Genomic DNA, 20,338 nt, shown 5'->3' on the forward strand with positions numbered 1-20,338 from the left:
GAACAGCTATCCTTTCCGCAAGTCCATTCGCAATTTACCAGATGAAGGAGCTCAGACATGCGGAAATCATTGATTGCAAGCCTTGCGGTTGCCGGAGTGGCCATCGGTGCCATTGCCTATGCAGATAACCACATAAGCGATGCGCAGAAGGAAGCCGCGGTCAAAGCGCGCCAGGCTCACATGACGCTCTATTCCTTCAATCTGGGTACACTTGGTGCTATGGCGAAAGATGAAATCCCTTATGATGCGGCGTCGGCCACAGCGGCGGCGGACACGATCGCAACTCTGGCCCAACTGCCGCAGTCAGGCTATTGGCTGCCCGGCACGGACAATGAAAGCATGGAAAAAACCCGCGCCCTGCCAGCGATTTGGGCCGAAGGCAGCGATGTTGGCACCAAGGCAGGCGATCTGGTGAAAGCCGCGACAGCAATGCAAACAGCGGCGGCCACCGATCTTGACGCCCTGAAGGCCGCAATGGGTGCCCTGGGCGGGGCCTGCGGCGCGTGTCACAAGGCCTTCCGTCAGCCCGACAGCTAAACGAACAGGTCTTATGACCGTCATATGAAACGCATCATTCTGATAATATTCATTGTCGGATGCGTGGTCGCCGCCATTGGGCTGATGATCACGCGTCCGCAACGTTTGCCCGCTGACGCGCTGGCGGGGTTCGAAGCTGACCTGGATCGAGGAAAGCTGGTCTATGCGGCCATGGGCTGTGCAAGCTGCCACATGGCACCGGACTCCGACGATCAATCGCGCCTTCCGGGTGGCAAAGCGTTTTTGACCGATTTCGGTACTTTCTATGCGCCCAACATCTCTTCCGATCCGGAACATGGCATCGGCGGATGGACGGACGAGCAGATTGCCACTGCGGTGCTCAGGGGCACGTCGCCCGACAATCAGCACTATTTTCCAGTCTTTCCCTATGGGTCGTATATGCGCGGCAACATGTCCGATGTGGTTGATCTGGTTGCATATTTACGGACTCTTGAGCCAGATCAGACGCCCAGCCGTGCGCATGAGGTCGGTTTTCCGTTCAACATCCGCGCCAGTCTTGGTGGCTGGAAATTGCTTTTTACCGACCCGGATTGGGTCATCACCCGGAACCTGACCGAGCAAGAGGCGCGAGGCCGATTACTTGTCGAGGCGATGGGACATTGTGGTGAATGCCATACCCCAAGGAACATCTTCGGCGGAATGAAGACCGATCAATGGTTGGCTGGGGCTGCAATCCCCGGCAAGAAGGGGCGCACGCCCGATCTGCGCGCGCCATCGCTCGGGTGGAGCGCTGCCGACATCGTGGCCTATCTGAAAACCGGCCTGACCCCGGAATACGATTCAGCCGGGGGCGAAATGGTGGACGTGATTGCAAACACCAGCCAACTGCCCGATAGCGACCTTTCAGCCATCGCGGCCTACCTGCTTCTGGTGGACAGCAACTGAACGTCTTTCCGTCTGGGCCACCTGCCCGGCGACAATATCCCCGACCCCGCTATGCACCAATCAGACATTGGTCTGAAATCTGGTCAGACCTCTGCTGCAAATCTATGCGCCGTTCGTCAATACCAGTGCGAAGCACCGCCTGACAAACTGCTCTCACAGACGCAAACAATGGAGAGCACCATGAAGACCAACACCCTTTTTGCCAGCATGTTCATCGTCGGCGCGGGCCTGATATCCCCAGGCACATCCTTCGCCTCGGTCAGCGACGGGAATGGTTTCGCGACCACAACCGTAGAAACCGGTCCGATCGCCATCGAAGGCGACGGCACCTACGAAACTGCCCGGCGCGGGCGCGGACGGGGTCGCGGAGGTGATCACGACCGAGATAAGGATCGTGATGACGACCGTCGCGATGACGACCGTCGCGATGATCGCAGGGATGACCGCAGGGACGACCGCCGGAATGATCGTCAGGATGATGGTTCCAGCGGGCGCGATCGGCCTCGCATTCCGGGCGGATCAGGCTGTGACGACCCGGGCGATCTGGCCGAACACGCGGAATGCCGTGTGTGAAGACACGCTTCTGGCTGTCCCGCTATCTGTGAAGGCCAGACCAACGTCCGATGCTTTGTCCCGCCCCCGCGGTTAGTGTGGGTGGGACCCCCTGTTGTGAAACAGGTGCCGCTATGGTGGTAGGAAACGCATGACTAGACTCCTCAAGATCTTGATTCTGGCCGGGTTTCTGGTGCCGACCCCCGTGTCGTTTACCAAGAAGATCAATGATGGCGTCAGCATAGGCTACGCCTATGCTTTTGCCGACAAGGGCCGCGGCCGGGGGCGGGGTGGCGATGATGACGACGACAAGGACGATGATGACAGACGCGGGCATCGCGGCGGGGATGGGCGCGGCGATGATGATGACGATGATCGCGACAACGACCGCGACAACGACCGTGACAACGACAGAGACAACGACAGAGCGCGCGATGATAACGACCGAGGCACCAATACAGACCGCAACACCGGCGCGCCTGACCCCTTTCCCGTGCCGCCCGAGAACCTGCATTTGAAATATGCCAACGGATGGGACGAACGCATTCTGAACGGGCGCTATCGACTGGTTGACCCGAAAGGTCGCACTGTGACAGACCGCCCGGCCACCTATGAAGATCTTCGAAGAATGCAGGCTGCCGCGGGGCTATGACTTCGGCTGGCCCCAGGCCTTTTGTGCAATCAGCGCGGCTTCGACCCGATTGCGCGCGTGAAGTTTGCTCAGGATATTGGTCATGTAGTGTTTGACGGTCTTTTCCTGAATGCCCAGATCCTGCCCTATCTCTTTGTTGCTTTTACCTGCCACAACGCCCTTCAGAATATCTTCTTCCCGCTTGGTCAGTTCCTCGATCGGATCAGGTGCCTTTCGGGATTTATCCTGCATGATCCGCAACATCTGGGCCGCCAGTCCGGGCGAGACATGTGCCTCGCCGGCGGCTACCTTTGAAAGCACATCGCGCAGTTCGCCCGCCGACACGCCTTTCAGGATATAGGCAATCGCCCCAGCCTGCATCGCGGCGGTCACGTCTGCACCATCTTCTGAAACCGTCAGCATTGCGATGGCCTTGGCACTGCCTTCCGCCGAAATGCGTGACACTGCACTGATCCCGTTTCCGGGCATCGATAGATCAAGAAGCGCAATATCCGGCTGATGCTGCCGTGCCAGATCGACGGCTTCGTCCGCAGACCCACCGACCCCGACAACTTCAAATTCACCGGTTTCCTGAATGCTGCTGATCAGCCCATCCCTGAAAATCGGGTGATCGTCGGCCAGGATAATACGTGCTGTCATGGTGCTGCCTCTTCATATGGCAGGGTCAGTTTCAATGTTGTGCCGTTGCCCACCGTGGACATGATGGCCAAGGTGCCCCCAATGCTTTCGGCACGATCACGCAACCCAAGCAACCCCTGACCGCCATCGGTCCGCATCTGCCGTGACTTGTGCGGATCAAAACCTGTGCCCTCGTCGGCCACAGTCACACAAACTCCAAGCCCGTCGGAGCGGGCTGTGACGGACGCCTCATCAACATCAGCGTGGCGGCTGGCATTCGACAGCGCCTCTTGCAGGAACCGGAAAATGCACAACTTTTGCGCATAATTCATGGGTAAATCTGCACCGACTCGCACATCATTTGTGATATCCAGCCCGGTTTGTCGATGGTGATCACTGATTGCCCGGTCAATCAGTGTCTTGACGTCCAATGTGTCAATATCCGGCAGCGCCAGACCCCGCGATATGATCCGCAGTTCCTCAAGGGCCTTGTCCAGCGATTCCCTGACCAAAGTGGCATCCTGCTCGGTCGCTTCGGGATCGCGCAACGCCCCATCAAGACGTAACGACGCCAGGGACAGGTATTGTGCCGGGCCATCGTGAAGGTCTGACCCGATCCGGCGGATGGCTTGCTCGGTCTGGGCAATGGCCCGCGAGGAAGCTGAGACCACGCGTCGCCGCAGCTGTGCATTCTGGGCCGAAATCGTTTCCGTCCTGGCCAGCTGTTCTGTCAATTCCATCCGCTGCAACCGGATCGTGCGCCCCCCCGCCTGAACAATCCCGAACAGAAGAAGGCCGCTGCCAAGAAACGTTCCAGCGACAACCAACCAGCTTGTTCGACGTGCGCTGATGATATCCGATGCCAACTGATCGGCCACCTCGTAGAACTCTGCCACAGCGATGACATCGCCGGTCCAGACCTGTCGGATCGGGCTGTAAACTTCCAAGAGCGGGACACCAAGCGCTGCTTCTGCCACATTCTCAAGATCGTCCAGATCCTCGAAAGAAGAGGAGATCTCGCCGCTCCATGCGGTGATCAGATCGTCGGACGGCTCAAACACCTGACCGATCAATGAGACATCCGAGGCATGGACGACTCGGCCACCGGCAAGCCAGATTTTGTAGGAAACAACCCTTTCACCGATTGTCGTGCCGTCGAATATTTCGGCCAGAGCCTGTCGCGCGGGTGGGGACAGCGTGTCTGTGTCGGCCAATTCCTGACTGAGCGGAGAAATAAAGCTTTCCATGAACAAGGCCGCAGACGTTGCTGAATTCTGGACAACTGCATCTTCGATACGTTGCGAAATCCAGTTTCCCACAAGCACCATGGCACCAATCATCACGATGGCCCCGGCCAGCAAAAACTGTCCGGGAAGGGTCAGGCTTTGCCAACGCCTGATATTGCCGATCCATTTCATAGATAACATCTAGCACCTGACCGCGAATGCGCACACGGACTTAGGTCTGAAATCCCGAACACGGTTCATGTTACGGCCCGGCAAGATCAGCCCCGCGTTCAACCGACTATTATCGACATTCTAACATGCCACGACCGATCACGGGTTCGCACAAGGATCAGGCGGGCGGCGGGTTCTTGATAGATACGATGAGGTCTGTAGATCACATTATCCGGTTGAACAGAGAGACAAACTGAACGGTGGGTCCGGTAGCGATCCTCATGCCCTGCGCGGATTATGTGTCTGACCCGGCAAAGTGAACACCCGTAAACATCTCCCGCTATCCGATGTTACCAAAATTCCAGACCTGACCATGTGTCGCCACCGATATAGCCGCCAAAAAGACCCGACAGGCATGGTTCAGGCTTGTTGCCGCGTCTCACGATACTCGGGCCGAAACATCGTCTGGCAGGCACGGCCCTTGTCTTTGGACATATAAAGCGCAAGATCGGCGTCTGACACCATCTGCTCGGCAGAGACGCTGTCGTAATCGGTGCTGCGCGCAATGCCGATGCTGGCCGAAATACGGCAGGTCTTGCCGTCGAACGGGATCGGGCATTCAAGCCGCGCTATGATACGCATCGCGATGCTTTCCAACATGTCAGCCTCGGCCAACCGGCCAAACAAAATGACGAACTCATCCCCCCCGACACGCGCAACCATATCTGAATCCCGCGTTTCATCCCGCAGCACATTGGCCACTTCGCGCAGCACCGCATCCCCTGCCGCATGTCCCTGGGTGTCATTGACTGCTTTGAAAAAATCGAGGTCGATATGCATCAGTGAAAACACCGCGCCACGGGCAATCTGTCGGTTAAGGTTGATGTCAAAGGCGCGGCGGTTTTGCAGCCCGGTCAATCCGTCGGTCATCGCCTCCACCTGCGCTTCGGCTTTTTCGCCGTGCAGCCGATGGGCAAGCTGGGTCGTTGCTTCCATCGCGGCGGTCTTCGCCTCCATCAGATAGAGCATTTCGACGGTTAAGTCGGTCGGCGCAAAATCGGATCCCGCAAGTTTATAGCGCGCGACAGCATCGACCACGGAATAGCCGAACGACAGATTCATCAGCACGTGACTTCCACCAGGCAGGACCGCGACCGCCCCCACCATCGTTGTGCCGGACCCGTCCTTCAGTCGCAAATAGACCTTGGCATCACCCATTGCGTGCACATCATCCATCGACCGCACAATGCGGGGTCGCCGCAGTTCGAACAATGAAAACGCACTGCGCCCGACAAGCGGCGCGCCAAACACTTTCTCGATTGTAGGACCGGCATGGCTGATCCGGGCGGCGCCATCCAGCAGCAGATGCATCGGCATCATCTGATCCAGTGTGTGTGGCGCAATCGGCATCGTCTGGTCCATGGTCATGGCACCCCTCCGGCAGCAAGGTGAAATGCGCGCCCCGTGCCGTGCCGCATTTCCAGCAAACGAACCGATATCGTCTCATCCTGCCCTTCGCGGCCCAAATGTTCCAGATAGGCCAGCGCACCATAATCGTCTGCCAGCGCCCGAAGCACCCCTAATAGAATGAAACCGACCCCTTGTGCGACGCTACAACAGGTGATCCGAAATTCCTCGGCCGTAATGGCGTCCAACTCGATCGTCGGCAAATCCAGATCGGGAACGGCGAGTTGTGCGCGACCATGCAGATCTTCAAGCGAGTGCAAAAAATCTGTGTAATCCACCCCACCAAAGCGCAACAAGCGCCGCACCCGTTCGACCCGCTCATCTGTCACCAGAAACGTGCCGAAATCTTCCAGCAAAGTGTCGGTCGGCTTGTCCAACTGATGGGCTGCTTCCGTAACCAGTCGGTTCGCCAGATCGACATCATAGCGAAACAACGGCTCGAAGCTATCATAGCCGAGGTCAAGTTTTCCCATCACGGAACGCCAACGACCGGCCCCATACGTAAAAATAAGGAACCCTTCGAAACACCAGAAAATCAAACCATGAATCATCGTATCACACTCGTTTCCGAACCGACATTAGCAGCCGAGTGTAAACAAACCAGAAACAGCCAATCGGCCCGAATGACGTGGTGGTTAGCCCTCCTCGCTGTCCAGCCATGCCGGGATATGGCTGATATCGTCCAGGACAATATCAGCAAACGGAGCAAGCTCGTCTGCCTGCGCAATCCCGGTCAGGACAGCGATGGTTTTCATCCCCGCCGCACGTCCGGCATGCAGGTCATGCAAACTGTCGCCAACCATGGCCACACGGTCGGGGGCAACCCCGGTCGCGGTCGCAAAGGCCAGACATGGTCCAGGCGCAGGTTTCGCACCATGGCCGCTGTCATAACCTGAGATAAAATCAAACAACCCGGTCACACCGGCGGCGTCCAGATGCGCACGCGCGGGGTATTCGGCATCGTTGGTCGCGACACCGATTTTCAGCCCTCGCTGGCGCAGTTGGGTGAGAAAAGGTGCCAAGGACACCGCCTCGACCTGCGGGACGACGGCAGCCTCTTCATTAAGAAGTGTTTCCAAGGCTTCTGCGGAATAGGCGACATGCCGCCGAAGCTGAGAGACTATTTCGGTCGGGGTGCATGCAATTATCACGCTTGTCGGCTGGAAGCGTTTTGAATCGACATCAAAACCGATATCATCGCCAATCATACGCGCCCGATCCAGATCACCGTCGGTCAGGCGCATCAGCACCGCATGCGCCCAGCTTTCCCACGTCGCCTCGAACAGGAACAATGTGCCATCCTTATCGAAAAGCAGTGCATCAACGGACATTCAAGATCTTTCCGGGGAAGCCCCAATATATTGTAAATATGGACTTTTCAATCAGGTCCAGTGAATCTGTGCACCACCGGGCAGCATTTGTCGGGCCATCGCCAGATGGTCATAGGGAAGGTTCAGCGCATCGCAAGCCCGGATCACCCACGCATCGTCCATCAGCAGAAAATCCAGCACTGAGCCCAGGAACGCGGCATCCCCGGCGCTTGCGCGCAAAGCATCCTGATCGACCCCGCTTGCCCCCATGAAGACCGGTAATAGATCCTCGTCTGAGACCAACCAGCCCAGCGCATTCAGGGCGGTGGTTTCGGCTTTTTCCGGCGTCATCCTTTTCCTCCTTAACGATTGGAAAGGTTTTCTTAACCAATCTGGCAGCAATATGAACAGACCATTCAAGCAAGCACAATGACAAGGGCGAGTTGACGATATGAGTGAGAGAATCCTGATCGCGGATGACCTTGCGACCAATCGCATCGTATTGAAAGTCAAACTGACTGTCGCCTGCTACGAGGTCATACAGACGGATCGATGCGACGAGGTGGCCGCTCTGGCCCGCGATGTCCAACCTGATCTTATCATCCTTGGGCGCGGGCGCACCGAGTGCAGCCTGTCCACTTGCCGCGCGCTCAAGGCCGACCCAACGCTTGGTGCGATCCCGATTATCATGGTCTCGGATCAAGATGACCAGCGCGCCCGGCTGGAAGCGATCATGGCTGGCGCGGATGACGTCTTTTCCAAACCGTTGAACGAAGCCACGCTGATGGCGATGGTGCGCAACCTGATCCGGGCGCGCGGGGCAGATAGCGAAGTCATGCGTCGGCGCGAACTTTCGCGCGACTTCGGATGCGCCGAAGCGCCTGCGCTGTTCGCGCGCCATGCGCGGGTTGCATTGATCGCCCCGGATGCCGAAACCGGCATCTATTGGCGGATGCACCTTGCCACAGAAATTCGGCATCGCATTGATATTATGACGCAATCTCAGGCGCTTGAAGATGTTGGCGCCACGGGAAACGTCCCTGACGCTTTCGTAATTGCCTCGACACTCAACGAAACTTCTGATGGTTTGCGACTGGTCAGCGAACTCAGGTCACGTCAAACCACGCGCCATTCGGTCATCGTGGTGCAGGATTGTGGCGAAACCCCATCGCCCAGTTCTATGGCGCTTGATTTGGGGGCAAACGCCGTTCTTCGGCCCGGTTTTGATGCGCGTGAGCTGTCATTGCGCCTGACGCGACTGCTGGCCCGGAAGTTTGAGGGTGACGACCTGCGCAAGAACTTTGACACCAACCTGGCACTGGCGCTGCGCGATCCGCTCACGGGCCTGCACAACCGCCGCTTTGCCCAAAGCTATCTGGATCGGCTGGAGCGGGAAGCGCAGTTGAAAGACCAACCCTATGCCATCATGGTGCTGGATCTTGATCGGTTCAAATCCATCAACGACAGGTTCGGCCACCCGGTTGGCGACGACGTTTTGGTCGAGGTTTCAAAACGGCTAAAGACCAATCTGCGCGACATGGATCTGCTGGCCCGATATGGCGGAGAGGAGTTTCTGATCGCCCTTCCCGGCGTCACCCGCAGGCAGGCCCAAACGATGGCGGAACGGCTGCGACACGCGGTGGGCGATCGACCGATTGCCTCAGGCGGTGTACCCAAAGGTATCGATGTAACCTTGTCGATCGGTGTGGCCGTTTCAAGTGATGCGCCCCGAAGCGCAAGCTCGGCCCACGAACTGTTGCAATTTGCCGATCAGGCGCTTTATCGCGCCAAGTCAGACGGCCGCAACCAAGTCACTTTTGTGTCGGACGCAGCCTGAAGGTTCCGCACGCAATTGGCCAATCAGATGTCCTGTGATGCAGGTTCGTTCAGGGCGCGCGCTTGCGCACGGATTTTTCGATCCGGTCGGCAAACTCAAGCCGTTCAGACATGGTCATTTTTCCAATCCGATCCACCAAGACAGTGCGGGCAAGTTCACCGCGTTGACGCAGCCGTTCGGATTGCTGGTTCATCGTCGACAAAAGCACATCCGGGTCGAACGGCTCTGCGCGCAAGGCAGACAACATGCTCTGGAACTCGGCTTCCAGCGCTTTGCGGTTGTCGGCAAAGGATCCACTGCGGTCCCGAAGGGTCTTGCCGATCTCGCGTCGATCAGAGCGGTCCAGCGCGCCAGCCAACGGCGCAAATCCCAGATCGCGGATCGCAGCCCGATTGGGACCACGTGGCTCAAACCCCTGGTTGCGATGGTCGCCCCATTTCGCACCAATCACCAGCCCGAAGACCAGCAAGTTCAACGTCAACGACACCGCCAGCAGGACGCGCAACCATTTCCGACGCCCGGCATCAGCTTGGTCGGTCGGCGGTAAAGTGGGTGTGCTCATCCCTCATCCTCCATCAAAACGCCGGTTACCAGATAGCCGGGGGCAAGATCCTCCAGCGCATAGGTTTCCTCGGTCTCGGCATAATCGCCGCTTAAAACAAGTCCGCCTGACATCACCTCAAGCTGGGTCGGAGCGGCAAACCCGATCCAGACCCCGGCGACAGTTGCCGTCGCCATGCCTGCAAGGGCGGGCCATCCGCCAAGGCTTGCCTTCAGGTCGGTCCAAAACCCACCTGCGCTGCGTCCACCGCCTTCTTTGACGGTCGGGATGTCTGTCAAAGAAGGCGCGGGCGTATCCCGACCGGCCTGCTCGGTCGCGGCATCGTCAAGAATGGCGGCCATCAACGCCTCAGACGGCGTGGTGGGATCGAACCGGGCCGCATCGAAAAATGCCTCCAACTCGTGATCATCCAACATATTCTTGTCAGTCTTTGCCATATCCCAACTCCTCTCGCTGGCTTGCCAGAGCCTTGGCCAGCGCTCTTTTGCCTCGGGCGGTCAGGCTTTCCACCGCCTCGACGCTGATATCCATGATCTGCGCGATGTCGGGGTTGGTCTCCCCTTCAATATGGCGCAGCGTGACCGCGATCCGTTGTCGGTCTGGCAAACTGTTCAGTGCGGCTTGCAGGGCCGCAGCCCGATCCGCCTGAATCATCCGGTCGACCGCGCCGGGCGTGTCATCGGCAGGTTCGTCAATTGCGTCGATGTCGACCGTGCGCCGCTTGCGCAGCCTGTCTGTGCAAAGGTTGGACACGACCCGGAACAGCCATGTCGACACTTTCGCTTCACCGGTGCGCCAGTCTGGAGCAATCTTCCAAAGACGCAACATCGCCTCCTGCGTCACATCTTCAGCCTCGGCCCGGTCGCCCCCCAACAGGCGGGCTGCATACCCCAGAACCCGCGGCGCAAGCCGACGGGTCAGCAGCTCTGCCGCCATTGGATCACCATTCCCGTACAAGACGAGAAGCGCGTCATTCGAAGCATCAGCATACGCGTCCAAGGCCATTTCCATCCGTCCTGCCTAGCCCCAAAGCCCGCACGTGACAACGGGTGGGTCAGCCCCTGCATGACGCGGGGACCGACCTGTGTTTTAGCCGCCGTTGCGCTTGCCTTTACCACCTTTGCCGTGCCCGCGCATGAAGGCTTGCTTTTGCGCCGCGTCAAATTCAGCCTGCGACAATGCGTTGTCATCATCGGTGTCAAAGCGATCGATCATGCGATCCAGCCGCGCCTGATCCGGAGACATTTCATCAAGGCTCAAGGTGCCATTGCCGTTGGCATCACGCTTGGCGATCATCTCTTCGATCATCCAGCCCATCCGTTTCTCGGCCATCGGGTCAGAGCGTTTTTGCTGATCGCCAGCTTTCGCCTGACGCTCAGCCATCTTCGCGTTGCGTTGCGTTTGCAGTTCTTCTGCCGTCAACTCTCCGTTCCCATCTGCGTCCGCAGCGCTGAAACGAGCCTGCGCGCTTGCCTTCAGGTCATCGACGGTGATCTGGCCGTTTGCGTCGATATCCAGATCGGCGAATTCCATCTGCATGAACCCGCCCCGCGGGCCATCCATGCCTCGTCCGTCCTTCCCGCCAAATGCCATCGCAGAGGTCGAGCCAAGCGTGACAGCTGCCCCCAGCACCAAAGCAATTGCCGTTGCGGCGTGTTTTTTCGTAACAGTCATGATGTATTCCTTTTCCTTGCCTGTTTGCACCGGGCCAGTTTCTGCCCGGCGTCATATCCCTTGAACGGGGCAAGTCTGCATTTCCGTCGCGACTTGAGAAAAAATCGCGACATCCCGCCGCAAGACCGAAATCGCTGCATGATTTTCTGCACGTCATTCCTTAGTATGGTCTGGTGCGCGACAGAGGATTTTTTGAATGACCGACGTGATGACGATAACACCTGGCATCGCTACCCACGATGACGGGCAAGAACGCGAGCTGAAACCCGCGATCAAAAAAGGCTGGCGGAAACGCTGCCCGAACTGCGGCACCGGAAAGATGTTTCAGGGCTATCTGAAGGTGCATGACAGTTGTACGGTTTGTGGGGAAGAATTGTATCACCACCGGGCCGATGACGGCCCTGCCTATCTGACTATTCTGGTTGTTGGGCACCTGATGGCACCGCTATTGCACATTACCTATGTGAATTTCGTGCAGGAACCGATGGTGTTGGCGTCGATCTTCACCGTCGGCACGGTTGCAGCTTCGTTGTATCTGCTGCCGCGGTTCAAGGGGTTCATGGTCGGGTTTCAATGGGCCAAGCGGATGCATGGGTTTGCGGTGAAACCTGGGACAGAGGGTTAAGAAAATGGACAGGCCGTTGGACAAATCTAAGATCATTCGCGACGCAGCGACTGTCATTCTGATCCGTGACAAGTCCACACGCCCGCAGGTTCTGATGGGCCAGCGCGGCGAACATGCTGCGTTCATGCCCAACAAGTTTGTCTTTCCCGGCGGGGCAGTTGACCCCACCGACAGCCGTGTTCCATTGGCCGAAAGCGGTGCTGAACCCTGCCGCACGCGGTTGGGCGAACAGGCCGACCCCAGCCTGTCATCGGCCCTTCTGGTGGCCGCTATACGCGAGCTTTGGGAAGAAACCGGGCAGATGCTGGCCGCACCCGGAAACTGGAAGGGAAACATTCCCAAAGGATGGGACGCCTTCGCGAATGAAGGCCTGATCCCTTCGGCCCGTGGCATGGCATTCGTTTTCCGCGCCATCACCCCAAGAGGGCGCCCGCGTCGGTTCGATGCGCGGTTTTTCGCGGTGGATGCCGATGAGTTGCACACCGATATCGACGATTTCTCACGCGCCTCGGACGAGCTGAGCCACCTGCAATGGATCCCGCTGGACGACGTGCGCCGCTTCGATCTGCCCTTTATCACCGAGGTTGTGTTGGCCGAAATCGTCGGCAACCTGCCCGATCTGGGTGCGCCTGCACAGGTGCCGTTCTTCAACAATTCGGACGAGGAAAGCCTGTTTGAGCGTCTGGGCGGCGTCGGGCCTCTGACCGCAGCCGGTTAACGGCTATTTCAGGAACAGCACCAGAACCAGCACCGAGATCAGGATCAACGCTGTGCCTGCATATTCGCGACCCGTGACCTTTTCATGGAACACGAACAACGTCGCGGCATAAGAGAACAGCAGTTCAACCTGCCCCAGCGCTTTGACCAGCGCCGCGTTCTGCAGGGCAAAAGCCGTGAACCAGCAGAAACTGCCGATCATCGAACTTACCCCCACCAGCGCGCCCACCCGCCACGCAGCAAGAACACGGGTAATTTCGCCTTTTTCGCGCAGGGTCATCCAGACAATCATGATCACGGACTGGAAGGCCGTAACGACTGCAAGCGTGAAGCCCGCACGCGCGATCACATCCTGCACAGGCAGCGACAAAGTCGCCCCGCGATAACCGATGGCCGAGACCGAAAACAACAACCCTGCTCCCAGCCCCAAGGCTGCGGCCCGGTTGAAGAAGCGTTTCCAGCCGATCTTGCCGCCGCTGGGAGGATCGGACAGAAGGATCAACCCCAAAAATCCGACGGCAATTGCCAACCCGCCGGCAAGCCCGACGCCCTCGCCCAGCACCGCCAGCCCGACCAACGCGGTCAACACGACCTCGGTCTTCTTGAAGGTAATACCTACGGCAAAGTTGCGTTCGGCAAACAAGGCAACCACGCAGATCGTGGCCAGAATTTGAGCAACACCGCCCGTCATGGCGAACAGAAAGAACCGTCTGCCCGGCACCGGCGCGGCCTGGTCGGTCACAAACAGATAGAGAACAAAGATCAGCGCCACCAGCGGCGCGGAATAGACGAACCGCGCCAGCGTCGCCCCGGTGGATGACAGCCGAGTATCTTTCAGCCGCTTTTGCAGCATAAACCGCAGGTTTTGCGAAAACGCGGCGGCGATGGTGATGGGGATCCAGGCTTGCATATTGTCCCTTTGGCACAGGGACGGCCGAAACGCCAGCCGGGTTAACGTGTTTGAAGCCGCGACAGGTTATAGCCGTTGAAGCCCAATACATCACGCGCTGCTTTGATCCGATCCTCGCCGCCAGATCGCGAACGGTCGATGATCCAGCCGAAGCTGCCCGACGGGGTGCCGATGGCGGCAGTGCGGTAATCCGCGTCCACCCACAACACCCAATATTGCGTATCAAATGGCGGCGTTCCTACAGAGACGCGACCGGGGGCGGGTTGCTTTGTTTCATATCTATCCAGCAAACCTGACGGGCCATAGACATCCAAGGCCACAATCTTGCCGTTGCTTTGGGTAAGGTTCACCGCTCCAAAAGACGGTTTTTCACCTGGATAGACGAACTCACCCCGGATTTCCCAACGCCCGGCAAAACGCGCGGCATCAAAGCGTGTGGTCGAGCTGAGTTGTCGGGTCCTGCTGCGATGAAACTCGACACCAGCGCCGCCACCGCCGCAGGCCGTCAGACTTGCGGCCACCGCGGCCGCGCCCGTCATGGTCAGCATCTGACGTCTTTTCATCGCACTCATCCTTCGATTGGTTACGGTTGCACACAGAAAAACCTGCCACCGACCCTCAGAACGGCATCGGATGGGCGCGGTGGGTCTTGTCAATGTCCTTCATCACCTCGTCCGACAGGATCAAGTCCTTGCCTTCCAGAATGCGAGTCAGCTGTTCCAGTGAAGAAGCCCCGAAAATGGTCGACCCCATGAAAGGGCGCGAGACCGAGAAGGACAGCGCCAAATGCACCAGATCCAACCCGTGTTTTTTCGCCAAGGCAAGATAGGCGTCCACCGCCTCGAACGCCCTTGGTGTCGCGCGCCCACCCAGTCCCGGAGACAGGTCCAGCCGCGATCCCTTGGGCACCGCATTGTTCTGATACTTGCCCGTCAGAAGACCGGTGGCCAGCGGGGAATAGGCCAAGACGCGCACGCCTTCATTCATGCAAAGCTCGGCCAGATCCGTATCGGCCAGGCGGTGCATCAGGCTGTATTCATTCTGGACCGAGATCACCTCGGGCGCGTTCATTTCGCGCGCGATGCGCAGCCACTCAGCGGTGCCCCAGGCGCTTTCGTTGGACAGCGCGAAATGGCGCACCTTGCCTGTGGCCACGACATCGGCCATTGCCTGCAACACGTCACGCATATGCGCTTCGACCTCGTCCTTGTTCTGGCCGGATGGGTCAAAGGTCCAGTTCTGCCGAAACGCATAGCTGCCGCGAATAGGCCAATGGGTCTGATAGATGTCGATATAGTCGGTATTCAGGTTGGTCAGGCTTGCGTCCACTGCTTCGTGAATGATCGCACCGTTGTAACCTTTTCCACCGCGCTTCCAGCCCGGATTGTCGCCCGACACTTTGGTGGCGATGACCACATCGTCGCGCCGCCCGGTTTTGGCGATCCAGCTTCCGATCACCTGCTCGGACCGGCCGCATCGTTCCGCCTTGATCGGATTGACCGGATACATCTCGGCACTGTCGATAAAGTTGATCCCGTGATCCAGGGACATGTCGATCTGGGCGTGGCCTTCGGCCTCGGTATTGGTGGATCCCCATAACATCGAGCCAAGACACAGCGCGCTGACCTCCAACTCGCCGCCTGCCAGTTTGTTCATCTGCATCTGCTCATCCTTTTTCCTCTGTTCGCTGCGGCAAGGTTGCCCATCGCAGTCCCAAGAACAACCCAGAAAAAACCGCAGCGCGCTCCTAGATCGTCGCGTTTACCGCACCGCCGTCCAAAAGCACGTTCTGCCCGACCATGAAGCCTGCATGTTGCGAACACAGAAACGCACAGGTGGCGCCGAATTCTTCGATCGTGCCATAGCGACCAGCGGGGATGGTTGCTTCGCGGGCGGCACGGGCCGCATCAATGGAGCCGCCCTGCGCGTCAACCACGCCCTTGTCCAGCGCCGCAGCCCGGTCTGTGTCATGGATGCCGGGCAAAAGGTTGTTGATGATCACACCCTGCCCGGCCACCTGGCGCGCCGTGCCTGCAACAAACCCGGTCAACCCGGTGCGCGCCGTGTTGGACAGGCCCAGAACCGGGATGGGTGCCTTGACCGAGAAGCTGGTGATGTTCACCACCCGTCCCCATCCGCGATCCGCCATACCGGGGACAAGTCCCTGCATCAGAGCAATTGGGGCGAGCAGGTTCGCATCGAACGCAGCAATGAAATCATCGCGGTCCCAATCCGACCACATGCCTGGCGGCGGACCGCCCGCATTGGTCACAAGGATGTCGACCTCGCCTGCTGCCTTCAGCACACGTGCGCGCCCGTCCTCTGTCGTCACGTCAGCGGCAACCGTCACGACATCGGCGCCAGTGTCTGCACGGATCGCTTCAGCCGCCGCGTCAAGCGGTCCGTCACTGCGCGCGTTCATCACCAGCGATACCCCTTCGCGTGCCAAGGCCTGCGCGCAACCCAGCCCCAAACCCTTTGACGACGCGCAGACGAGCGCCCGTTTGCCTGATATTCCCAGATCCATTTGTCTCTCCCATATCCGACGGGCGTTTTGGTCGCCCATATTCCATCCAGACCTAGCAGGGCCTTCGGATCGAGGAAAGCGCATCCTTATTGCGCCGCCCCGCCCCCGTCGCTATATGCCATCCCATGTTAGACACCGCATCAAACCGCCCCGAATTGCCGCCCGAGATAGCGCGCCGTCGCACCTTTGCGATCATCAGCCACCCGGACGCCGGCAAGACGACCCTGACCGAAAAATTCCTTTTGTATGGTGGCGCCATTCAGATGGCCGGACAGGTGCGCGCCAAGGGCGAGGCGCGGCGCACGCGGTCAGACTTCATGAAGATGGAGCAGGATCGGGGCATCTCGGTCTCGGCCTCGGCGATGTCGTTCGATTTCGGCAAGTATCGCTTCAATCTGGTGGACACGCCCGGCCACTCGGATTTTTCCGAGGATACCTATCGCACGCTGACCGCCGTGGACGCCGCAGTGATGGTGATCGACGGCGCAAAAGGTGTGGAAAGCCAAACTCAAAAACTGTTCGAAGTCTGCCGCCTGCGCGATCTGCCGATCCTGACCTTCTGTAACAAGATGGACCGCGAAAGCCGGGATACGTTTGATATTATTGATGAAATTCAGGAAAATCTTGCCATTGACGTAACGCCAGCCAGCTGGCCCATCGGTATGGGCCGCGATTTCCTTGGCTGTTATGATCTTCTGAATGATCGTCTTGAACTGATGGACCGCGCGGACCGCAACGTGGTCGCCGAAACCGTCGAGATCAAGGGGCTGGACGACCCCAAGCTGGCCGAACACGTGCCCGCGCACATGCTTGAAAAATTTCTGGAGGAAGTCGAAATGGCGCGCGAATTGCTGCCCACGCTCGACCCTCAATCTGTTCTGGAAGGTCACATGACCCCAATCTGGTTCGGCTCAGCCATCAACTCGTTTGGGGTGCAGGAACTGATGCAGGGCATCGCCGATTATGGCCCCGAACCGCAACCCCAGCAGGCCAGCCCCCGCGCCATCGCACCCGAGGAAACCAAGGTCGCAGGCTTCGTGTTCAAGGTGCAGGCCAACATGGATCCGAAACACCGCGACCGCGTGGCCTTCATGCGGCTGGCCTCGGGCCATTTCAAGCGCGGCATGAAGCTGACCCATGTGCGGTCGAAGAAACCGATGGCGGTGTCCAACCCGGTGCTTTTCCTCGCCTCGGACCGCGAATTGGCGGAAGAAGCCTGGGCGGGCGACATCATCGGCATCCCGAACCATGGACAGTTGCGCATCGGCGACACCCTGACCGAAGGCGAGATGATCCGCGCCACCGGCATCCCATCTTTCGCACCCGAGCTTTTACAGGGCGTGCGCGCGGGCGATCCGATGAAGGCCAAGCACCTTGAAAAAGCGCTGATGCAGTTTGCCGAAGAAGGCGCTGCCAAAGTGTTCAAACCCAATATCGGATCGGGTTTCATCGTCGGTGTTGTCGGCGCGCTTCAATTCGAGGTGCTGGCCAGTCGGATTGAACAGGAATATGGCTTGCCCGTGCGCTTTGAAGCCTCGCAATTCACATCGGCCCGCTGGATCATTGGCGCAAAGGATGAGGTTGAAAAGCTGGTGAATGCCAACAAGCAGCACATCGCGCATGACAATGACGGCGATCCGGTGTTTCTAACGCGCCTTCAATGGGATATCGACCGGGTTGAACGTGATTATCCGGCGCTGAAACTGTCTGCGACGAAGGAAATGATGGTCTGACCCGATGTCCCTGTCGCGCCGCTCGCCCTTGCAAAACCGCGTGTTGCCAACGGGTGAGATCGTGGCAGATTCAGCACGCGGCATGTTCACCGGAAATCGCGGGATCCTGCCTTTCACCGGCGGCAAACTTGGCACGTCGCGCTGGAAACACCAGCACTGGATCATTTGCACCCTGAGCCACCCCAAAGGGCGGTATCATGGCCCTGCGCCCGCACGCGGATGGACACCGCTGTTCTTTCTTGACGAGGCCGTCGCCCTGACCGCAGGCCACCGTCCCTGCGCCTATTGCCGCCCCGACGCCTATCGCGCTTTTAAAGCGGCGTGGCACACAGCGCAGTGCAGCACGGTTGGCCATAAAGAAATCGACAGAACATTACACCACAGCCGGGTCAGCCACACACGGGCGCAGATCCGACATCACGCCGACGCGGAAACCTTGCCAAATGGCAGCTTCATCTTGCACGCAGGCACCCCTCACCTGATCCTTGACGCCTATATCTATCCTTTTCGGACCGACGGTTACGGCCCCAAAGCCATCAAACCACTGGGTCCGCAGGTCCTTTTGACCCCAGCCCCGTTGATCGGAGTTCTCCGCTCGGGATACCGGCCAATCCTGCATCATAGCGTCCCGACTGTGGCAACAATTCCAAAGCCTCACCTGGATTGACCACAAACCCACCCATGTCATTGACCGCGCCCCGGTTTTTCTTTACCCACAGGGCATATTGAAGGGGCGCAAGACCTGCGCACCGGCCATACGGGCCTTCCCTTCCCATCCGCACGGGCCAGTGTTGTCCGTGAAACAGGACATACATGACCAAATTTTCTGACTTGAAACTCAGCCCCAAGGTGCTGAAAGCCATCGACGAAGCGGGCTACGAGACCCCGACCCCCATTCAGGAAGGTGCCATTCCACATGCGCTCGAAGGGCGCGATGTGCTGGGCATTGCCCAGACCGGCACCGGCAAGACCGCCAGCTTTACCCTGCCAATGATCACCGCTCTTGCCCGTGGCCGTGCCCGCGCGCGGATGCCACGGTCGCTGGTGTTGTGCCCGACGCGCGAACTGGCCGCCCAGGTGGCCGAAAACTTCGACACCTATGCCAAACACGTCAAACTGACCAAGGCGCTTTTGATCGGTGGTGTCAGCTTCAAAGAACAAGACCAGTTGATTGATCGCGGCGTTGACGTGCTGATCGCCACCCCCGGTCGCCTGCTGGACCATTTCGAACGCGGCAAGCTTTTGCTGACCGGCGTGCAGATCATGGTGGTGGACGAAGCGGACCGGATGCTCGATATGGGCTTTATCCCGGATATCGAGCGGATCTTCTCGCTCACCCCCTTCACCCGTCAGACCCTGTTCTTTTCGGCCACAATGGCGCCCGAAATCGAGCGGATCACCAACACCTTCCTGTCCAACCCGGCCCGGATTGAAGTGGCCCGTCAGGCCACCGCGTCCGAGACGATCACCCAGGAACTTTGCATGTTCAAAGCCTCGCGCCGGGATCGCGCAGCAACCGAAAAGCGCAAGATCCTGCGTGCCCTGATTGACCGGGAAGGCGATGCCTGCACCAACGCGATTATCTTCTGCAATCGCAAGACCGATGTGGACACCACTGCCAAAAGCCTGAAGAAACACGGCTATGACGCCGCGCCGATCCACGGCGATCTGGAACAGTCCAAGCGCACCGAGGTGCTTGACGGCTTCCGCGCCGGAACATTGCGCTTTCTATGTGCGTCTGACGTGGCCGCCCGCGGGCTGGACATCCCGAATGTAAGCCATGTGTTCAACTTCGACGTTCCCGGCCATGCCGAGGACTATGTGCACCGGATCGGACGGACAGGCCGGGCGGGGCGTGACGGCAAGGCGATCATGATCTGCGAGCCGCGCGACGAAAAGAATCTTGATGCGGTCGAACGGCTGATCGAAAACAAGATTCCCCGCGTCGACAACCCGTTGGACGAAAAACCCGCGCCAGCCCGCAAGGACGATGATGACGCGAAAGAAAGCGCCCCACCCAAGCGTCCCCGCCGCGGCAAGCCCGATGCCAAACCGGAGGATGCCGCCCCGATCAAACCCACAGCGCAACCGGTGAAAGAAAAGAAACCGCAGCGCGCCCGCAGCGAGCGCCGCAACCAGAAGAGCGACAACAAATCGGTCGGCATGGGCGACCACCTGCCCGATTTCATTGCCAAAAGCTTCGACGAACGTCGCACCGGCTAATTCGCCCTCGCATAAGCAAGAAAGACCCGCACCTGAACATGCGGGTCTTTTTCTTTGGCCCGTTTTCTTCTGGCCCCAAAATATCCCCGCC

Annotated in this window: 24 protein-coding genes; 10 read left to right on the top strand and 14 right to left on the bottom strand. The window is 58.8% G+C overall.

The annotated features are described in order from the left end of the window. The first annotated feature begins 57 nt into the window (after nt 1-57). The 4 genes from AC13C8_RS16645 to AC13C8_RS16660 all read left to right on the top strand — a co-directional run bounded on the left by AC13C8_RS16645 (nt 58) and on the right by AC13C8_RS16660 (nt 2,647). The gene (locus tag AC13C8_RS16645; protein ID WP_482848435.1) at nt 58-537 is read left to right on the top strand and encodes a c-type cytochrome; all 480 of its coding nucleotides are present in this window, start codon (nt 58-60) and stop codon (nt 535-537) included. A 24-nt stretch (nt 538-561) separates the two neighbouring features. Then, a complete protein-coding gene (locus AC13C8_RS16650; protein ID WP_091429480.1) occupies nt 562-1,443 on the top strand; it encodes a c-type cytochrome in 882 nt (293 codons plus the stop codon). A 180-nt stretch (nt 1,444-1,623) separates the two neighbouring features. Further along, a complete protein-coding gene (locus AC13C8_RS16655) occupies nt 1,624-2,016 on the top strand; it encodes a hypothetical protein (RefSeq protein WP_143064301.1) in 393 nt (130 codons plus the stop codon). A gap of 130 nt (nt 2,017-2,146) precedes the next feature. After that, nucleotides 2,147-2,647 carry a hypothetical protein gene (locus AC13C8_RS16660; protein WP_143064300.1) on the top strand — a complete coding sequence of 167 codons (501 nt, stop codon included), beginning with the start codon at nt 2,147-2,149 and terminating at the stop codon, nt 2,645-2,647. On the opposite strand, the gene AC13C8_RS16665 is transcribed toward AC13C8_RS16660, so the two are convergent. From AC13C8_RS16665 to AC13C8_RS16690, 6 genes are all read right to left on the bottom strand, one after another. Further along, the gene (locus AC13C8_RS16665; RefSeq protein WP_091429476.1) at nt 2,642-3,286 is read right to left on the bottom strand and encodes a LuxR C-terminal-related transcriptional regulator; all 645 of its coding nucleotides are present in this window, start codon (nt 3,284-3,286) and stop codon (nt 2,642-2,644) included. The genes AC13C8_RS16660 and AC13C8_RS16665 overlap by 6 nt on opposite strands. Further along, nucleotides 3,283-4,683 carry a sensor histidine kinase gene (locus AC13C8_RS16670; RefSeq protein ID WP_482848439.1) on the bottom strand — a complete coding sequence of 467 codons (1,401 nt, stop codon included), beginning with the start codon at nt 4,681-4,683 and terminating at the stop codon, nt 3,283-3,285. Before AC13C8_RS16670 ends, AC13C8_RS16665 begins: the two co-directional genes overlap by 4 nt. Nucleotides 4,684-5,082: 399 nt before the next feature. Next, on the bottom strand, nt 5,083-6,090 hold the full coding sequence (locus AC13C8_RS16675) for a diguanylate cyclase domain-containing protein (protein ID WP_482848441.1): 1,008 nt from the start codon (nt 6,088-6,090) through the stop codon (nt 5,083-5,085). Then, nucleotides 6,087-6,680, bottom strand: coding sequence for a heme NO-binding domain-containing protein (locus tag AC13C8_RS16680; RefSeq protein WP_091429471.1), 594 nt, complete (start codon nt 6,678-6,680; stop codon nt 6,087-6,089). The genes AC13C8_RS16675 and AC13C8_RS16680 overlap by 4 nt, the downstream gene beginning before the upstream one ends. Before the next feature lie 84 nt (nt 6,681-6,764). After that, the gene (locus tag AC13C8_RS16685; protein ID WP_091429469.1) at nt 6,765-7,460 is read right to left on the bottom strand and encodes an HAD family hydrolase; all 696 of its coding nucleotides are present in this window, start codon (nt 7,458-7,460) and stop codon (nt 6,765-6,767) included. Nucleotides 7,461-7,511: 51 nt separating this feature from the next. Further along, the gene (locus AC13C8_RS16690) at nt 7,512-7,790 is read right to left on the bottom strand and encodes a DUF3572 domain-containing protein (RefSeq protein ID WP_091429467.1); all 279 of its coding nucleotides are present in this window, start codon (nt 7,788-7,790) and stop codon (nt 7,512-7,514) included. Nucleotides 7,791-7,890: 100 nt separating this feature from the next. Here AC13C8_RS16690 and AC13C8_RS16695 point away from each other — a divergent pair, with 100 nt between their 5' ends. Beyond that, the gene (locus AC13C8_RS16695; RefSeq protein ID WP_091429465.1) at nt 7,891-9,276 is read left to right on the top strand and encodes a diguanylate cyclase; all 1,386 of its coding nucleotides are present in this window, start codon (nt 7,891-7,893) and stop codon (nt 9,274-9,276) included. A 49-nt stretch (nt 9,277-9,325) separates the two neighbouring features. On the opposite strand, the gene AC13C8_RS16700 is transcribed toward AC13C8_RS16695, so the two are convergent. The 4 genes from AC13C8_RS16700 to AC13C8_RS16715 form a co-directional block, all read right to left on the bottom strand. Continuing rightward, nucleotides 9,326-9,838 (bottom strand): periplasmic heavy metal sensor, encoded by a 513-nt coding sequence (locus tag AC13C8_RS16700; RefSeq protein WP_091429463.1) that lies wholly within the window; start codon nt 9,836-9,838, stop codon nt 9,326-9,328. Continuing rightward, nucleotides 9,835-10,275 (bottom strand): dihydroorotate dehydrogenase, encoded by a 441-nt coding sequence (locus AC13C8_RS16705; protein WP_482848444.1) that lies wholly within the window; start codon nt 10,273-10,275, stop codon nt 9,835-9,837. Before AC13C8_RS16705 ends, AC13C8_RS16700 begins: the two co-directional genes overlap by 4 nt. Beyond that, nucleotides 10,262-10,849 carry an RNA polymerase sigma factor gene (locus AC13C8_RS16710; RefSeq protein WP_091429461.1) on the bottom strand — a complete coding sequence of 196 codons (588 nt, stop codon included), beginning with the start codon at nt 10,847-10,849 and terminating at the stop codon, nt 10,262-10,264. The genes AC13C8_RS16705 and AC13C8_RS16710 overlap by 14 nt, the downstream gene beginning before the upstream one ends. 78 nt (nt 10,850-10,927) lie before the next feature. Beyond that, the gene (locus AC13C8_RS16715; RefSeq protein WP_482848446.1) at nt 10,928-11,512 is read right to left on the bottom strand and encodes an EF-hand domain-containing protein; all 585 of its coding nucleotides are present in this window, start codon (nt 11,510-11,512) and stop codon (nt 10,928-10,930) included. 196 nt (nt 11,513-11,708) lie between these two features. Here AC13C8_RS16715 and AC13C8_RS16720 point away from each other — a divergent pair, with 196 nt between their 5' ends. Together AC13C8_RS16720 and AC13C8_RS16725 are read left to right on the top strand one after the other, a co-directional pair. Continuing rightward, on the top strand, nt 11,709-12,137 hold the full coding sequence (locus AC13C8_RS16720) for a DUF983 domain-containing protein (RefSeq protein ID WP_482848448.1): 429 nt from the start codon (nt 11,709-11,711) through the stop codon (nt 12,135-12,137). A 4-nt stretch (nt 12,138-12,141) separates the two neighbouring features. Then, nucleotides 12,142-12,855: an NUDIX hydrolase gene (locus AC13C8_RS16725; protein ID WP_482848450.1), complete on the top strand. Its 714-nt coding sequence runs from the start codon at nt 12,142-12,144 to the stop codon at nt 12,853-12,855. Nucleotides 12,856-12,858: 3 nt separating this feature from the next. Here the strand turns inward: AC13C8_RS16725 and AC13C8_RS16730 are convergent, their stop codons facing one another. From AC13C8_RS16730 to AC13C8_RS16745, 4 genes are all read right to left on the bottom strand, one after another. Further along, nucleotides 12,859-13,764: an EamA/RhaT family transporter gene (locus AC13C8_RS16730; protein WP_482848452.1), complete on the bottom strand. Its 906-nt coding sequence runs from the start codon at nt 13,762-13,764 to the stop codon at nt 12,859-12,861. Between the two features lie 41 nt (nt 13,765-13,805). Then, entirely contained in the window at nt 13,806-14,327 is a 522-nt protein-coding gene (locus AC13C8_RS16735; protein WP_482848454.1) for a lipocalin family protein, read from the bottom strand. 55 nt (nt 14,328-14,382) lie between these two features. Beyond that, nucleotides 14,383-15,426: an aldo/keto reductase gene (locus tag AC13C8_RS16740; protein WP_482848456.1), complete on the bottom strand. Its 1,044-nt coding sequence runs from the start codon at nt 15,424-15,426 to the stop codon at nt 14,383-14,385. A gap of 85 nt (nt 15,427-15,511) precedes the next feature. After that, complete coding sequence (locus tag AC13C8_RS16745; protein WP_482848458.1) at nt 15,512-16,291, bottom strand: SDR family oxidoreductase; 780 nt, start codon at nt 16,289-16,291, stop codon at nt 15,512-15,514. A gap of 125 nt (nt 16,292-16,416) precedes the next feature. On the opposite strand from AC13C8_RS16745, the gene AC13C8_RS16750 reads away from it, so the two are divergent. The 3 genes from AC13C8_RS16750 (at nt 16,417) to AC13C8_RS16760 (ending at nt 20,247) form a co-directional block, all read left to right on the top strand. Then, a complete protein-coding gene (locus AC13C8_RS16750) occupies nt 16,417-18,024 on the top strand; it encodes a peptide chain release factor 3 (RefSeq protein ID WP_482848460.1) in 1,608 nt (535 codons plus the stop codon). A gap of 4 nt (nt 18,025-18,028) precedes the next feature. Beyond that, entirely contained in the window at nt 18,029-18,691 is a 663-nt protein-coding gene (locus AC13C8_RS16755; RefSeq protein WP_482848462.1) for a hypothetical protein, read from the top strand. Nucleotides 18,692-18,837: 146 nt separating this feature from the next. Further along, nucleotides 18,838-20,247 (top strand): DEAD/DEAH box helicase, encoded by a 1,410-nt coding sequence (locus AC13C8_RS16760; RefSeq protein ID WP_091429449.1) that lies wholly within the window; start codon nt 18,838-18,840, stop codon nt 20,245-20,247. Nucleotides 20,248-20,338 lie beyond the last annotated feature (91 nt).

Source organism: Aliiroseovarius sp. B-4 (assembly GCF_056857795.1).

Bases quoted from the DNA above. Each gene is read 5' to 3' on its own strand.
- AC13C8_RS16645 (WP_482848435.1), top strand. From the start codon at position 58: ATGCGGAAATCATTGATTGCAAGCCTTGCGGTTGCCGGAGTGGCCATC.
- AC13C8_RS16650 (WP_091429480.1), top strand. From the start codon at position 562: ATGAAACGCATCATTCTGATAATATTCATTGTCGGATGCGTGGTCGCC.
- AC13C8_RS16655 (WP_143064301.1), top strand. From the start codon at position 1,624: ATGAAGACCAACACCCTTTTTGCCAGCATGTTCATCGTCGGCGCGGGC.
- AC13C8_RS16660 (WP_143064300.1), top strand. From the start codon at position 2,147: ATGACTAGACTCCTCAAGATCTTGATTCTGGCCGGGTTTCTGGTGCCG.
- AC13C8_RS16665 (WP_091429476.1), bottom strand. From the start codon at position 3,286: ATGACAGCACGTATTATCCTGGCCGACGATCACCCGATTTTCAGGGAT.
- AC13C8_RS16670 (WP_482848439.1), bottom strand. From the start codon at position 4,683: ATGAAATGGATCGGCAATATCAGGCGTTGGCAAAGCCTGACCCTTCCC.
- AC13C8_RS16675 (WP_482848441.1), bottom strand. From the start codon at position 6,090: ATGACCATGGACCAGACGATGCCGATTGCGCCACACACACTGGATCAG.
- AC13C8_RS16680 (WP_091429471.1), bottom strand. From the start codon at position 6,680: ATGATTCATGGTTTGATTTTCTGGTGTTTCGAAGGGTTCCTTATTTTT.
- AC13C8_RS16685 (WP_091429469.1), bottom strand. From the start codon at position 7,460: ATGTCCGTTGATGCACTGCTTTTCGATAAGGATGGCACATTGTTCCTG.
- AC13C8_RS16690 (WP_091429467.1), bottom strand. From the start codon at position 7,790: ATGACGCCGGAAAAAGCCGAAACCACCGCCCTGAATGCGCTGGGCTGG.
- AC13C8_RS16695 (WP_091429465.1), top strand. From the start codon at position 7,891: ATGAGTGAGAGAATCCTGATCGCGGATGACCTTGCGACCAATCGCATC.
- AC13C8_RS16700 (WP_091429463.1), bottom strand. From the start codon at position 9,838: ATGAGCACACCCACTTTACCGCCGACCGACCAAGCTGATGCCGGGCGT.
- AC13C8_RS16705 (WP_482848444.1), bottom strand. From the start codon at position 10,275: ATGGCAAAGACTGACAAGAATATGTTGGATGATCACGAGTTGGAGGCA.
- AC13C8_RS16710 (WP_091429461.1), bottom strand. From the start codon at position 10,849: ATGGAAATGGCCTTGGACGCGTATGCTGATGCTTCGAATGACGCGCTT.
- AC13C8_RS16715 (WP_482848446.1), bottom strand. From the start codon at position 11,512: ATGACTGTTACGAAAAAACACGCCGCAACGGCAATTGCTTTGGTGCTG.
- AC13C8_RS16720 (WP_482848448.1), top strand. From the start codon at position 11,709: ATGACCGACGTGATGACGATAACACCTGGCATCGCTACCCACGATGAC.
- AC13C8_RS16725 (WP_482848450.1), top strand. From the start codon at position 12,142: ATGGACAGGCCGTTGGACAAATCTAAGATCATTCGCGACGCAGCGACT.
- AC13C8_RS16730 (WP_482848452.1), bottom strand. From the start codon at position 13,764: ATGCAAGCCTGGATCCCCATCACCATCGCCGCCGCGTTTTCGCAAAAC.
- AC13C8_RS16735 (WP_482848454.1), bottom strand. From the start codon at position 14,327: ATGAAAAGACGTCAGATGCTGACCATGACGGGCGCGGCCGCGGTGGCC.
- AC13C8_RS16740 (WP_482848456.1), bottom strand. From the start codon at position 15,426: ATGCAGATGAACAAACTGGCAGGCGGCGAGTTGGAGGTCAGCGCGCTG.
- AC13C8_RS16745 (WP_482848458.1), bottom strand. From the start codon at position 16,291: ATGGATCTGGGAATATCAGGCAAACGGGCGCTCGTCTGCGCGTCGTCA.
- AC13C8_RS16750 (WP_482848460.1), top strand. From the start codon at position 16,417: ATGTTAGACACCGCATCAAACCGCCCCGAATTGCCGCCCGAGATAGCG.
- AC13C8_RS16755 (WP_482848462.1), top strand. From the start codon at position 18,029: ATGTCCCTGTCGCGCCGCTCGCCCTTGCAAAACCGCGTGTTGCCAACG.
- AC13C8_RS16760 (WP_091429449.1), top strand. From the start codon at position 18,838: ATGACCAAATTTTCTGACTTGAAACTCAGCCCCAAGGTGCTGAAAGCC.